The 14,411-nt window shown below is 33.9% G+C and carries 9 protein-coding genes; all 9 read right to left on the reverse strand.

The window, feature by feature from the left end:
- Positions 1-6 precede the first annotated feature (6 nt).
- Positions 7-1,545, reverse strand: coding sequence for a YifB family Mg chelatase-like AAA ATPase (locus BLV84_RS02835; RefSeq protein WP_093239242.1), 1,539 nt, complete (start codon positions 1,543-1,545; stop codon positions 7-9).
- A gap of 123 nt (positions 1,546-1,668) precedes the next feature.
- Positions 1,669-3,291 carry a glucose-6-phosphate isomerase gene (pgi, locus tag BLV84_RS02840; protein ID WP_093239245.1) on the reverse strand — a complete coding sequence of 541 codons (1,623 nt, stop codon included), beginning with the start codon at positions 3,289-3,291 and terminating at the stop codon, positions 1,669-1,671.
- A gap of 1 nt (position 3,292) precedes the next feature.
- Positions 3,293-4,153 carry an N-acetylglucosamine kinase gene (locus BLV84_RS02845; protein ID WP_093239248.1) on the reverse strand — a complete coding sequence of 287 codons (861 nt, stop codon included), beginning with the start codon at positions 4,151-4,153 and terminating at the stop codon, positions 3,293-3,295.
- Between the two features lie 66 nt (positions 4,154-4,219).
- A complete protein-coding gene (gene gap, locus BLV84_RS02850) occupies positions 4,220-5,218 on the reverse strand; it encodes a type I glyceraldehyde-3-phosphate dehydrogenase (RefSeq protein WP_200796250.1) in 999 nt (332 codons plus the stop codon).
- Positions 5,219-5,236: 18 nt separating this feature from the next.
- Complete coding sequence (pfkA, locus tag BLV84_RS02855; protein ID WP_093239253.1) at positions 5,237-6,226, reverse strand: 6-phosphofructokinase; 990 nt, start codon at positions 6,224-6,226, stop codon at positions 5,237-5,239.
- 105 nt (positions 6,227-6,331) lie between these two features.
- Positions 6,332-7,768, reverse strand: coding sequence for an alpha-amylase family glycosyl hydrolase (locus tag BLV84_RS02860; RefSeq protein ID WP_093239256.1), 1,437 nt, complete (start codon positions 7,766-7,768; stop codon positions 6,332-6,334).
- Between the two features lie 9 nt (positions 7,769-7,777).
- Positions 7,778-10,168 carry a TIM-barrel domain-containing protein gene (locus BLV84_RS02865; RefSeq protein WP_093239259.1) on the reverse strand — a complete coding sequence of 797 codons (2,391 nt, stop codon included), beginning with the start codon at positions 10,166-10,168 and terminating at the stop codon, positions 7,778-7,780.
- Positions 10,169-10,182: 14 nt separating this feature from the next.
- Complete coding sequence (locus BLV84_RS02870) at positions 10,183-12,045, reverse strand: glycoside hydrolase family 13 protein (protein ID WP_093239262.1); 1,863 nt, start codon at positions 12,043-12,045, stop codon at positions 10,183-10,185.
- Positions 12,046-12,107: 62 nt separating this feature from the next.
- Complete coding sequence (locus tag BLV84_RS02875) at positions 12,108-14,402, reverse strand: glycoside hydrolase family 65 protein (RefSeq protein ID WP_093239265.1); 2,295 nt, start codon at positions 14,400-14,402, stop codon at positions 12,108-12,110.
- Positions 14,403-14,411: the final 9 nt, after the last annotated feature.

Genomic DNA, 14,411 nt, shown 5'->3' on the forward strand with positions numbered 1-14,411 from the left:
ATGTATTTAACCAAGCCAGCCATCACGATCCAAACTTCTGTACTGAATAGCTTCGCTGATGTGTTGGCCTGTTATATTTACAGAATCTTCAATATCTGCAATTGTACGAGAGACTTTCAGAATGCGATCATAAGCTCTTGCTGATAAATTTAAACGCTCCATCGCAGTTTTTAACAAATCATTTGAGGCCTGGTCTAACTCGCAAAATTCTTTGATTTGCTTCACATCCATTTGTGCATTGTAGTGGATATTTTCATAGTTTTGAAATCTTTCAGTTTGCTTCTCTCTCGCTTTTGTCACTCGTTTTCTAATATCAACACTGCTTTCAGCTCGACGTTTTTCACTCAACTTTTCAAAAGGAACTGGCGTCACTTCTATATGAATATCAATTCTATCTAAAAGTGGTCCGCTAATCTTGCTTAAGTAACGTTGCATTTCTGCTGGCGAAGAAGTTACAGGCGCATCAGGATCGTTAAAATAACCACTCGGACTTGGATTCATACTGGCTACCAACATAAAACTCGATGGATAAGTCACCGTAAATTTAGCTCGTGAAATTGTGACTTCTCTATCTTCCAAAGGCTGACGCATCACTTCTAAAACTGTCCGCTGAAACTCTGGCAGTTCATCCAAAAAAAGAACACCATTATGCGACAAAGAAATCTCGCCAGGTTGCGGATAAGTTCCGCCTCCGACAAGGGCAACGTTTGAAATCGTGTGATGTGGGCTTCTAAAAGGTCGTTCAGCCATTAAACCCATTTGACCGTTTGTTCTTCCAACAACCGAATGAATTTTAGTCGTCTCCAAAGCTTCATGAAGCGACATAGGTGGCAAAATACTTGGTAATCGCTTTGCTAACATTGTTTTTCCAGACCCAGGCGGACCAATCATAATGATGTTATGACCACCAGCAGCTGCAATTTCCATACACCTTTTAATAGATTCTTGACCTTTAACATCAGCGAAGTCAAATTCAGGATGCGTCAAATTTTCGTAAAACATTTTACGGGTATCAATTTTTGTTGGTTCAAGTTTTTTATTTTGATCGAAGAATTCAATAATTTCGGTAATATTTTCAATACCATAAACATCCAAACCAGAGACTATCGCAGCTTCGTTAGCGTTTTGTTTAGGTAAAATAAAACCTTTAAAGCCATCTTCCTTCGCCTTAATTGCAATTGGCAAAGCACCTTTTATGGGTTGCAAACTTCCGTCAAGTGAGAGTTCACCCATGATAATGTAATCTCCAATATCATCAGCTTTAATTTGATCAGAAGCTGATAAAATGCCGAGTGCCAAAGTTAAATCGTAAGCCGAACCTTCTTTACGAAGATCGGCAGGCGCCATATTAATGATGATTTTTTTACCAGGAAATTTATAGCCATTATTTTTTAAAGCAGCTTGGATTCTGTAACTGCTCTCACGAATAGCATTATCAGGCAAACCGACTAAATGATAGCCGATTCCTCTTTCCATATTAATTTCGACTGTAATTGTGGTGGCATCAACGCCAAAAACAGCACTTCCATAAACTTTAACAAGCATAATCAAAATATTGGTTAGCCTCTTAAAATTATAAAAAAATATGAATATATCAACTCAAAAGTTAATTCAATAAAATATAAATTATTTAATAATTTTAAATCATGAATTAACTTACATAAAAGGTTAATTTCTATAAGCTCTCAGCAATGCCTCTGTCGATTGATCATGTTTGTTTTTAATATCTTCAGAGGTAATGTCTTCCAGAACTTTGTTTGCCAACTCTTTACCAAGTTGAACGCCCCACTGATCAAAACTAAAGATATTCCAAATCACACCTTGGACAAATATTTTGTGTTCATACATCGCGATGAGTTTCCCTACACTCTTTGGTGTTAGCTGATCTATCAATAAACTTGTGGTCGGTTTATTACCTTCAAAAACTTTGAATGGTAATAATTTTTCAATTTCATTTTCTGATAAACTTTGATTTTTCAGCCCCCCCTCGACTTCAGCTTTATCTTTACCTTTTAACAAAGCTTCTGTTTGTGCAAAATAATTGGCCATCAAAATATCATGATGCGTTTGATCTTGATGTAAAGACTTTTTGAAACCAATAAAATCAGCAGGAATCAATTTTGTACCTTGATGAATTAACTGAAAAAACGCATGCTGTGCATTTGTCCCTGGTTCTCCCCAAACAATATTCCCTGTTTGATAATTAATTTTGTCTCCATTTCTATCAACAGATTTGCCGTTGCTTTCCATTGAAGCTTGCTGTAAATAAGGCGTAAGTTTTTGCAAATAGTTTGTATAAGGAATGATGGCTTCACTTTCTGAACCCAAAAAGTTATTATACCAAATGCTAATTAAAGCTGAAAGAACCGGAATATTTTTATCAAAATCAGTCTCTTTAAAATGAAGATCCATCGCTTCAGCACCTCGTAATAATTCTTTAAAATACGTCATTCCGACGGTTAAGGCAATACTTAATCCAGCTGTTGACCAAAGTGAAAAACGCCCGCCAACCCAGTCAAACATTGGGAAAATATTATCTGAAGCAATTCCGAATTTTTCAACCGCATCGAGATTTGTTGAAACGGCAACAAAATTATGCTTGATATTTTCTTCAGAAGTATGTGTTAGAAACCACTCTCTAATTGTATTTGCATTCGTTAAAGTTTCTTGGGTTGTAAATGATTTTGAAACAATGACAAATAAGGTCGTTTCAGGATTTAAATTTTTTAATAATGAATGAATTGGGTCACCATCTACGTTTGAAATAAAGTGACATTTAATGTCTTTTTTGTAATAATCTAAAGCATCGACAACCATTTGCGGTCCTAAATCAGAGCCGCCAATACCAATATTGACAACATCGGTAATTTGTTGATCAGCATAGGTTTTCCATTCGCCACTATGAACTTTAGTGACAAAATTTTGCATTTTACCTAAAGCATCCTTTGCTTGATGTACTTTATTTGAATTTGATTCAGAAAAATCTCGCAAAGCGGTATGTAAGACAGCTCTATTTTCAGTCTCATTAATCAAATCACCTTCAAATTGAGCTTTAATTGCATCTTTTAATTCAGCTTGATTGGCTAATTCTAATAATGAAAATTTGATTTTATCAGAAATACGGTGTTTAGAATAATCAAAGAGAAAGTCATTAAAATTCACACTATATTTTTCAAAACGATTTGAATCATTTTTAAATAAATCTTGAATGTTAAGATTTTCAGTTTTAGCTAAGTTTTGAAGTTCAGACCAAGCTTTTAAATTTTGAGGATTGTGCTTTGGTAAATTCATTTTAAGATGCTTTTATAATATTATTTTTGTAATGATCGATTAAACCATCGATGGGCCTTCTGATGATGTTTCCTATTTCAAGATGATAAGGTTTTGCGACATCTCTGATGATATCTTCTGAAAAATATGCGATAGAACCTATAAAGTGAATCGGAACATTTTGAGCTTGTTTGTAGCATAAAACACGACTTTCTATAAATTTTTTGATGCCTTCAGAAATCAATTTATAGAAATAACCGTTTCGCTCTTCAGCAGTAAAAATAAATTCTGCAAAAGATGCTAAATAAGTGTTAGGATTATCTTCACGATATAGATTTCTTTTAATAGTATCGGCACTTAAATCATATCTTTTTTCAAACTCCAAGTCCAATTCTTTAGGCATGGTTTTGTAATAATAGTTCCGAATAAGCCTTTTACCAAAATAGTTACCACTTGCTTCATCCATAAGCACATAACCCAAAGATTGAACTTCCATGTGTATTTTTTCACCATCAAAATAACAAGAGTTTGAACCCGTTCCTAAAATGCAAACAATACCAGGTTCATTAGTTGCTGAAAGCGCAGCGGCTGTCATATCTTCATCGACATTAACTTCAGCTTCGCTAAAAAACTCCTGTAATATTTGAAGCAATTGCAATCGAGGTGATTCCGTTCCACAGCCTGCTCCGAAAAAATCAACACGATGTACTTTTGGAATAAGCTTGACTAAATCTTCGTTTTCTCTGAGTCTGGCTTTAAGAACATCAACTTTAAAAACTGCAGGATTAATACCTTTCGTTCGTGTTTTTAAAACCATCTCACCTTTATCATCGAGTAAAAGCCAATCACATTTGGTTGATCCTCCGTCTGCAACTAAAATCATAAGCTATGTATTAGAAAAGCCTATTCACGACAACATGAATAGGCTTTTATTAATTTTGTAAATCAATTAAAGTTTAGCAATATGCATCGCTAGATCTACGAGTTTGCTTGAGTAACCATATTCATTATCATACCAAGCAACTAATTTGAAGAAATTATCGTTTAGTGCAAGACCTGCATCTGCGTCAAAATTACAAGTTGCTTCCTCTGAAACAAAATCTTGAGAAACAACAGCATCGTCGCAATAATTCATAATACCTTTAAGTGGTCCATCAGCTGCTTTCTTCATAGCGGCTTTCATTTCTTCGTATGAAGCAGATTTTTCAGTTCTGACAGTTAAATCAACGACAGAAACATCAGCCGTAGGAACTCTAAATGCCATTCCTGTCAATTTTCCTTCAACCTCTTTCATCACTTTACCAACTGCCACTGCAGCACCAGTACTTGTAGGAATAATGTTGTTAATTGCACTTCTTCCTAAGCGATAATTCTTTTTTGAAGGTGAATCAACAGTATATTGTGTTGATGTTGCAGCGTGAATTGTCGTCATTAAGCCTTCTACAATACCAAACTCATCATTGACAACTTTAGCTAAAGGCGCCAAACAGTTTGTTGTACAAGAAGCATTTGAAACAACAGTGTCTTCGGCTTTTGCATCTTCATGGTTAACACCCATCACAAACATTGGTGCATCTTTAGAAGGAGCAGAAATCACAACTTTTTTTGCGCCAGCATCTAGATGTGCTGATGCAGATTTTTTATCTTTAAAAATCCCTGTACAATCTAAAATGATATCAGCATCAACTTCATTCCATTTTAAATCAGCTGGATTTTTCTCTCCAGTAATTCTGATAGTTTTTCCGTCAACAAGTAAATGACCGTCTTTAACATCAACATCTTTTTTAAATCTCCCATGAACAGAATCGTACTTTAATAAATAAGCTAAATGCTCAACATCTAAAAGATCATTGATTCCAACGATTTCAATATTTTCATTTTCAGAAGCAATTCTGAACGCTAAACGTCCAATTCTTCCAAAACCATTAATTCCAATTTTTGTTTTCATAGTTTTCATTTTTAAAAATTAAGTTGAGACAATATCTGCAACTCTAATTAATTCTTTATCTAATTTTTTCTTGCCGCCAATCGTTTTATCGAAATCGACATAAACAATTTTCTTTTGTCGCGTACCAACCATCACATTTGATTCACCTTCAATAAGAGCATCGACTGCAGAAACGCCAAGTCGGCTTGCCAAAACACGATCATAGCAACTTGGTGAACCGCCACGTTGTATATGCCCTAAGACAGTGACTTTAACTTCGTACTCAGGTAAATTATCTTGAATGTCTTCAGATAACTTGTTGATATTCTGTCCGATTTGATCACCTTCAGCGACAACGACGATGCTTGACGTTTTACCTGATTTACGAGATTTTTTTAAAGATTCCAGCAAGTGTTCAATCCCTCTATCTTCCTCAGGTATAAGAATTTCTTCTGCACCAGCACCAACACCACTATTAAGAGCAATATCACCTGCATCTCGCCCCATCACTTCAATTAAAAACAATCTATCATGTGAGCTCGCTGTATCACGAATTTTATCAATCGCTTCAACAACTGTGTTTAAAGCCGTATCGTAACCAATTGTAAAATCTGTTCCTTTAATATCATTATCAATAGTACCAGGGATTCCAATCACGGGTATATCAAAAGCCTTGCTAAATACAGAAGCACCTGTAAAAGTTCCATCACCGCCAATAACAATTAAAGCATCAATATTTTCATTTTTCAGGTTTTGGTATGCTTTTTCTTGACCTTCTTTAGTTCTAAAATCCTTTGATCGTGCAGATTTCAAGAATGTACCTCCACGATTAATAATGTTTTTAACCGAACGTGCATCAAGTTCAATAAAATCTTTTTCAACCAAACCTTGATAGCCTCTATACACACCAACACAACCAATATTTTGATAGGCTGCATTTCTGACAACAGCACGAATTGCCGCATTCATCCCTGGTGCATCACCACCAGATGTTAAAACCGCAATTTTATTTATTTTCTTGTTTTCCATTATATCAAATTTAATTTAAAAAAGGCTCAAATCCTAATCAATATCGTAGCTAAAACGTTTAAGGTTGATAACTTCTTTAATATTTATGAGAAAAAATCTAATTGCTTATTTTTTTGTTAAAATATTATATTTCCAAGCCTTAAAATTTAATTTTTGACCTTCTTTTAAAGACATTTTCTCACCTGAAATTTCATCTTTAAAGCTTCCAGATTTTTCGACTGTAAAGCTCTGATCTTGATCAGTCATATTTGCGATAAATAGAATTTCTTCTCCTTCTTTTTGACGTGAAAAAGCAAGAATCTTCTCATCCGATGATGTTTTAATTCTCTTGTAATCAGCAGCATTTTTAGCACCATTCAAAGCAGGATTTGTGTTTTTTAGTTCTCCAAATTTTTCTAATAATGGCCAAACCTTTCCTTTTGTTTTAGGAATTGTATCTTTTTCAAAGAATTTTAATTGATGATCCATATCGTATTCTTGTCCGCTGTAAATTAAAGGCATACCTGGTAGAGCATATGTCATTGCTAAAAAGGTTTCGCTAGCTTCACCCATACGTTCTTTAACAGTTCCATTCCATGAATTTTCATCATGATTTGTCACAAAACTCATCAAATAATCATCTTTTTGGTAAGTTGTGTCAATCTTTTGCATGTAAGCATCCCAATCAGCAACTGTTTTTTTGCCTTGTGCAATTTCGTTCATAATGTGGTGTCCTTCCCAGTTGTAACCCATATCAAAAGCTTCATAAAATAAATCTTTATCTTCACTCTCGGCCAACATAAAAACTGGTTTTTCTTCTTTTAATTTTGGCACGACAAAGTTCCAAAAATCAGTTGTCACATTTCCAGCAACATCACATCTAAAGCCATCGATGTTATGATTTTTTACCCAATACAACATTTCGTTACTCATTGCATCCCACAAATCTTTGTTTTCATAAGTTAAATGTGCAACATCTGTCCAGCCCCAGGATTCGCCTGTGTCTGGGTTAATAGGGTCTGTCACATTTCCGTCTTTATCTTTTTGGTAATATTCAGGGTGAGTTTCAATCCATTTATGATCCCAACCAGTGTGATTTGCAACCCAATCCAAAATCACATACATTCCGTTATCATGTGCTGTCTCCACTAATTTATCAAAATCAGCTTTCGTACCGAAGTTTGGATTCACAGCCGTGTAATCAGAAATTGCGTAATAACTACCAAGGTATTTTTCTTTCTCTTTTGGATCTTCAATATCTTCAATAGAAAGCTCTGGCGTTGCTTTTCTGTTTTTCATTGAAATTGGGTAAATCGGCATTAACCAAATCACTTTCACGCCTAATTCCTTTAGCTGAGGAATGTCTTTTGTGAAAGCGTTTAAAGTCCCTTCTGGTGAATATTGACGAATGTTGGCTTCGTAAATCACTGAAGATTCTAAAATTTCATTTGAAATTGGCTCAAACTGATCTTCTTTTTGAGCTGTATCTTTTTTCTTTGTTTGATTTTCTGCACATGACATCACTAAAAATGTCATTGCAAATAAGATTGTTAATTGTTTCATTGTTCAGAATTATTTGATTTGAATAAGTGTGTTTGTATTATTGATTGAAATTGAATTTATCTTGATTACTTGAGCTTTCTCATCAAAATGAAATTTGTGTTTTTTGCCATTAATTGAAATCGTTTCAGGCTTTTTACTGATATTCTTAATGTTCAAATTAATCTTTTGTAAATCAGATTTAAAAGCTTCGCCGACTTCATGATTAATTTGAATTTGAAAAGAATTATTATCTATTTTTTTATACTTTAAATTTAGCTTTTCGTAAGCTTTTTTAGCAAAAGCATCTTGAAGTTTTCCATTATCATTATAGAAACTTCTATGAGATTTTTCAACATCAGAATCGTGATAAAACTCTAAATCTAAATCATTAAAAACATACTCTTTTGTTGATTGAATGAGTGGGGTTTTTAAAATAAAACTTCCAGCTCTTACAAAAGTCGGAATATGAGATTCTTTCAGCTGAATTTCTTTTGTTTCGCCTGCTTGATGAACTTCACCTGTGTAATAATCAATCCAATTTGAAGTTTGAGGAAAGTAAACTTCTTTAGAAATTAAGTGAGGTTTCAAAACAGGAGAAATCAAGAAATCATTTCCCCATAAATAAGTTTCAGAAACATTGTAAAGTGACGCATTTTCAGGTTCTTCAAAAAATAATGGTCGCATTAAAGGCAAGCCTTTTTGTTGATTTTCAAAAGCCAATTGATAATTATATGGTAAAAGCTGATATCTCAATTCAATCGCTTTTCGTGAAAGATTCTTTGCTTTTTCACTTCTAAAAATTGGCTCAGAAGGCACTTCTTCTTGTGCATGTGGTCTGTAAATAGGCTGAAAAACACCGTATTGTAACCAACGTACATAAAGATCGTCATCGTTTAAATTGCCTGCAAAACCACCTAAATCAGAATGCATATAAGCCAAACCTTGTAAACTCATTTGTAATGCAATTTCTGGCTGTGGCTCAAGTCCACCCCAAGTTCTGTTAACATCACCAGACCACGGAATCATTCCGTATTTTTGGGATCCTGAGTAACCAGCCCGCATCAAAATAAAAGGTCGCTCATCTGGATAATTTTTCCGGTAGCCTTCAGATATAATTTTCGCCCATTGATGTCCGTAAATATTATGTACTTCATGCGCTTTTGCTTTATGATGCTGTAAGTAATCAGGATGCACTTCTGGCTCACCTAAATCACCCCACCAACCATTAACACCTTTGTTTTTTAAACCATCGTAAATTTCCCAAAACCATTGTTTTGCTTCAGGTTTAAAGACATCAATCAGCCCAGTATTTCCAAAATAAAAATCATAAGTTGCAGGATTTTCTAAAGTATCTTTTGCTAAAATATCTGCGCGAACAGCTTCATCCCAGCGATTTGATGTTGTTAAAATAAAAGGTTCTGTGATCAAAACGGTTTCAACATTATTTCTTTTAAGCTTCTTGATCATTTTCTTGGGTTTAGGAAATGAATCTTTATCAAAAGCCAAGTTTCCCATTGTGCCTTGCACTGTTTTTCCAAACCAATATAAATCCAAAATAACAGCATCAACAGGTATATTTTCTTTACGAAATTGATCAATAGTTTCTAGAGTTTCTTTTTGCGAATGATACCCAAAACGACTTGCAAAGTTTCCTAAAGCCCAACGCGGAGGTAATTTCTGACGACCTGTTAAAGCTGTGTAATTCTCAATAATTTTCTCCCAAGAATTACCTGCGATAACTTGATATTTCTTAGCACCAGAAATCGCTTCATAGGCAAGACGATTGTTAAACTGACTGTCAAAATCTAAATAACTTGTACTAGGATTATCAAAATGAATCATGTATTTTTTTGATGAAATAGCAATTGGCATGCTGTAATTCATCAGTTCAGATTTTGATTCATATCCATAATGCGCGCGGTTATATAGCTTTAAACGATGTCCTCTTCTATTCATCCCCAAAGCTCTGGCACCGCCACCCATCAAAGTTTCTGATTCGTTAAGATTAAAGTCAATTTCAAAACCTACATCTGATTCTTGGTATCCATTTTTCTCTGAAATCAACTTTTCACTATCATAAAAATATGTGATTTGAAATGGTGATTTTTGAATATTGATCTCAATTCCTTCAGAATGAATTTCTACAGAATTATCATTTTTAGAAATTGTAAAATCAGATGATCTTTCTTTTAATTGAACAGCATGAGACTCACTGATAGATGAGCTTCCTTCTGGGATAAATTCAGTTTCTACAATATCTGGTAATAAATATGACATCTGATAATTTCCGTCTGATGTTTGAATGATAATCGCATCATCTTGCATTTGAATATCCTGAAATATACGATCAGGGTTTTGTGCAGTTAGATTTAAACCGCAGAGCACAAACACCAAAAAAAAACTGAAAAATGTAGGTTTCATAGCTTATTAAGTTATTACTTTTTAGTTGTAAAAATTGATAATCCTGGTTTTAAATCTAAAGATTGACTCCATTCAAAACTCTGTGAATCAATAATTGATTTAAATATTTTTCCTTTAAAATCAAGTTCATCAAATCGTGATAAATCAATTTTTTGAGTTTCTTTATTTTTATTTAAAAACAGAATAACTTTTTCATCATTTGTCGTTCTCACCAATATATAAATTGCATTAAATGGTGCAAAATGCTTAGTCTCACCTTCAGTTAGGGCTTTTGAAGTTTTTCTGTAATTCAACAATCTTTTTAAAAATGACTGAAAATCTTTTTGTTTATTTGATAAACCTTCTCCTTTAAAAGCATTGACTTCATCGGACGCCCAACCACCAGGAAAATCAGTTCTGATTAAACCGTGATCACCAGGTTTCTCAGAATCATCCATTAAAATCTCTGTTCCGTAATAAATCTGAGGAATTCTCGGTAAAGTTAAAACCAAGCCTAAAGCCATTTTGGTTTTAGAAACATCTTCATTAAGCTGTGTATAAATACGACTCATGTCATGATTATCAGCAAAAATCATGATTGATTCAGGATTGGTATAATAAAAATCATTTGCTAATGCTTCATAAATTTTAACCAAACCAGTTCCCCATGTTTCATCCTCGTTTAATGCATTAACAATCATTGTTTGCATCGGAAAATCCATCGTTGATTTTAGATAAGACTCATACTTATCTTTATTTTCAGCGCCATCTTGCCAATAACCAACGAGCAATGGGTTTGTGCTCCACTCCTCGCCTACAATATTAAAATTGGGATATTCCGTCATGATGGCTTTCGCCCAATCAGCCATAAATTCTTTATTGGCATAAGGATAAGTGTCTTGACGAATTCCGTTTAAACCTAAAGTTTCGATCCACCAAATGCTATTCTGGATAATGTATTTAGCCATAAAAGGATTCTTATGATTTAAATCTGGCATGGTTTCTACAAACCAACCTTTTTGATTCAAATCTGTATCAATTTCAGAAGCATAGGGATCTTGATTCGTTGTTCTTCGGTGGTTAGAAAGCGGAATCTCTTTTTGATTAACAAATTCTTCTTGAAAATTCACCCAATCATGAAAAGGTAAATCCTTCATCCACCAATGTTCAGAGCCGCAATGATTCGCAACCATATCCATGATGAGTTTCATGTCTTTTTGATGTAGTTTTTTTGCTAATTTTTTGTAAGATTTTAAATCGCCAAAACGCGGATCAACCTTATAAAAATCTGTCATCGCATAGCCATGATATGAACCATGATGCATGTCATTTTCTAACAAAGGACTCGGCCAAATTGCTGTAAAACCCATATCAGAAATATAATCAAGATGTTTGATCATCCCTTCAATATCACCGCCGTGTCGTGCATAAGTATCGGCCCGATCAATTTTGGTTTCGTTCATGCCCTTAATGACATCATTAGAAGGATTTCCGTTTGCAAAACGATCTGGTGTGATCAAATAAACCGCGTCACTGCTATCAAAACCTACAAATTCATCAGCTAATTTCTGACGCTTCTTGACTTTATACTGATAAGTTAGTTTTTCTTTATTTTTTAAATTAAAATCAATTTTAAAATTGTAAGCCTTAGAAGTTTGAGCCAATTTCAAATCTAAAAACAAATAATTAGGGCTATCGGCTTGATGAACTTCAAGAAGTTGCACTTTATCAGAATTCAATTTAACCTCAGCATCTTTAATATTTTCAGCATGAACTAGAAGTTGCAACTGCTGAGACTTCATATTTGCAAACCAGTGTGGCGGTTCAACTTTTACATCTTGAGCAGATAGCATTTGAAAGCTAAAGCAAATTATGAAAAGGTAGAATATTTTTTTCATTTTAATAGTTTTAAAAAATCAAGACAGGAAAAGCATCCTGCCTTGATTGATAATTATAATCCTTATGCTTTATCTAAAATTTGACGTTTTTCGCCATTAACGAAAACATTCATTTTAGGTGCGCCATCAAGTTTAAAATCGACTTTATTTTGTTCAACATTAACGGTTAAAACTTTTCCTCTAAAATTCACTTTAAAAGAATAAGAGTTCCACTGTTGAGGGATTTTTGGTGAAAAATGTAAGTTTCCATTTTTGATACGCATTCCACCAAAACCCTCTACAATACTCATCCAAGTTCCTGCCATTGATGTAATATGGCAACCTTCTTCTACTTCTTTATTATAATCATCAAGATCTAAACGTGATGTTCTTAAATAAAACTCGTAAGCTTGTTCCATTCGATCTAATGAAGCAGCTTGAATGCTGTGAACGCAAGGAGAAAGTGAAGACTCATGAACTGTAAAAGGTTCATAAAAATCAAAATGTCTTTCTAATTCTTCACGGCTAAAATGATCTTCAAAGAAATAAAACCCTTGTAAAGTGTCAGCTTGTTTGATGTAAGGCGAACGCAAAATACGATCCCACGACCAGTATTGATTAATCGGTCTTTGATTAGGATCTAGGTCATCAACTTTGATCATTTCTTTATCCAAAAATCCATCTTGTTGTAAGTAAACTTGATGTTCTTCTGAATAAGGAAAATACATTTCTGCTGCCACCTTTCTCATTTCTGAAATCTCTTCAGAAGTCAGTTTTGTCTTTTCAATAATGCGCTGGTAATCATCAAAATAATCTAATTTTAAGATATTAAGATTTTCAAGCATATAATTAATACACCACTGAGCTACATAATTGGTATAAAAATTATTATTGACATTGTTTTCATACTCATTAGGACCTGTAACACCAAGGATGACATATTTATTTTTATGAGTAGAAAAGCTTGCACGTTGCTGCCAAAATTTTGCTATTGCGATTAACACCTCCATTCCCATTTCTGGAATGTAAGAATAATCTCCCGTGTAGCGGTGATAATTAAAAATAGCATAAGCAATTGCGCCATTTCTATGGATTTCTTCAAAAGTAATTTCCCATTCATTGTGGCTTTCTTCACCATTCATGGTGACCATTGGGTAAAGTGCAGCTCCATTTTTAAAGCCTAACTTTTCAGCGTTTTCAATAGCTTTTTCTAAATGTCTGTAACGATAAATCAGTAAGTTTTTGGCGACTTGCTGATTTTTTGTTGCCATATAAAAAGGTAAGCAATAAGCCTCGGTATCCCAATATGTACTTCCACCGTATTTCTCACCAGTAAAGCCTTTAGGACCAATATTTAAGCGTGCATCTTTGCCAGAATAAGTTTGATTTAATTGAAAAATATTAAAACGAATCCCTTGTTGCGCTTCAACATCACCTTCAATAGTAATGTCACTCATTCTCCAAATCTCTGCCCAAGCTTGTTTTTGTTTCGATAATAATTCCTCAAAACCTAAATCTACAGCTTTTGACAAAACATTTTTCGCAGCAGAAGTCAATTCATTCTCCTGATGATTTAATGAAGTTGTATAACCTGCAAATTTATGAATAGTAAAAGTTTGATCTTTTTTAATTTCTTTTGAATAAGAAAGGCTTGCTTTTAAATCTTCTTTTTCTGATTGAACTGAAAGTTTTACAATTTCATCATCAATTAAAAATTGTGATTGCATAAAAGTACAAACCTTATATTCAGTCTTTAATGTATGTGATTCAATAAAAGCTTGCTCATCGTCAATATCAACATCAGTTGTTTCCCAAAATTTATCATCCCAGTTGGTGTCTTGATTTTTGATTCCAGAGTCGATGTAAGGCGTGTATTCAATTTTGGCATCAGAATTTAACGGAGTGATTTGATATTGAATCGCTCCTAACTCTTCATGATCTAAACTTAAAAAACGAAGCGCTTCAACTTTAATCTCAATGTCATTTTGCAGTTTTGAAATAAAAGTTCTTTTATGCCAACCTTCTTTCATGTTGAGTTCACGTCTGAAGTTATTCACTTCTTTACATTGATGCAAATCAAATACCTCATCGTTAATCTTGATATGAATACCTATAAAGTTAGGCGCATTTAAAACCTTTGCGAAGTATTCAGGATAACCATTTTTCCACCAGCCAACGCGGGTTTTATCAGGATAATAAACACCACCGATATAGCTTCCTTGAAAGCTAGGCCCCGAGTAATCTTCTTCAAAATTAGCGCGTTGTCCCATCGCTCCATTTCCTATACTAAAAAGGCTCTCGGATGATTTGACATGATCTGCTTCAAATTTATCTTCTATAATCGACCAAGCATCTGGTATAATATAATTGCGATTCATATTTATGTT

The sequence above is a fragment of the Psychroflexus halocasei genome (genome assembly GCF_900107595.1).
Taxonomy (GTDB): Bacteria; Bacteroidota; Bacteroidia; order Flavobacteriales; family Flavobacteriaceae; genus Psychroflexus; species Psychroflexus halocasei.